1 protein-coding gene and 1 pseudogene are annotated in these 876 nt (G+C 44.1%); one reads left to right on the top strand and one right to left on the bottom strand.

The genetic code is table 11. From position 1 onward, the window contains the following. Positions 1 to 174 (top strand): annotated as a pseudogene (locus R8N49_RS25845) (polyphosphate kinase 2); the annotation flags it as partial. 60 nt (positions 175 to 234) lie between these two features. Here the strand turns inward: R8N49_RS25845 and phoU are convergent. After that, a partial coding sequence (phoU, locus tag R8N49_RS25840) for a phosphate signaling complex protein PhoU (protein WP_318190297.1) occupies positions 235 to 876 on the bottom strand: 642 nt, incomplete at its 5' end.

The following is an 876-nucleotide window of genomic DNA, read 5'->3' as shown; positions in this document are numbered from 1 at the left end:
GTTGTACCTTCAGATTCAAAACAAAAAGCGCGCTTAAATTGCATTAGTCATCTACTCAGTCAAATTGAATATAAAGCGCTAGAGTACCCACCAATTGAGTTACCAGAGATCAATAAAGAGGGCTACGTCAGAGCGCCAATAGACGATCAAACGTTTGTACCGGATAAGTACTGATCTCGGCTTCTAAGATCCAAAAGACCAGCGTTCACTGGTCTTTTTCATTCATACTAAGCATTACTTCAACACATCAACAAGGCTTTGATCACCAAGGTGACGAACGTCCTTACCTTTCACAAAGTAAATAATGTATTCACAAATGTTTTGGCAACGATCCCCTACTCGTTCAATAGCGCGAGCAGACCACATCACCTGAAGAATATGCGGAATATTTTTTGGGTCTTCCATCATGTAAGTCATGAGCTGACGGATCACTGCTTCGTATTCGGCATCCAGCTTATCATCGAGTTTGTGAACCTCTGCTGCGGCTTCAACATCCATACGAGCGAATGCATCCAAAACCTGATGCAACATTTGAATCGCCTGACGGCAGAGAGGTTCTAATGAAACTTGGAATTGGCGTTCTTTCGATGACGGGCTTTCGATAGCGACATAAGCAATGCGTGTCGCGACATCCCCAATGCGTTCAAGATCAGTAATGGTCTTGATGATCGCCATAATCAAGCGCAAATCTTTCGCAGTCGGCTGACGTTTGGCGATGATTCGAGTACACGCGTCATCAATCGATACTTCCATTGCATTCACTTTATGATCGTCACGCACAACCTTTCGCGCGAGCTCAATGTCTTCTTTATGCAAGGCTTGAATAGCATACGAAAGCTGCTGTTCTACCAAGCCACCCATGGTTAATACATGAGT

It is taken from the genome of Vibrio sp. 1978, from assembly GCF_033344345.1.
This window is presented reverse-complemented; position numbering and strand designations above follow the sequence as displayed.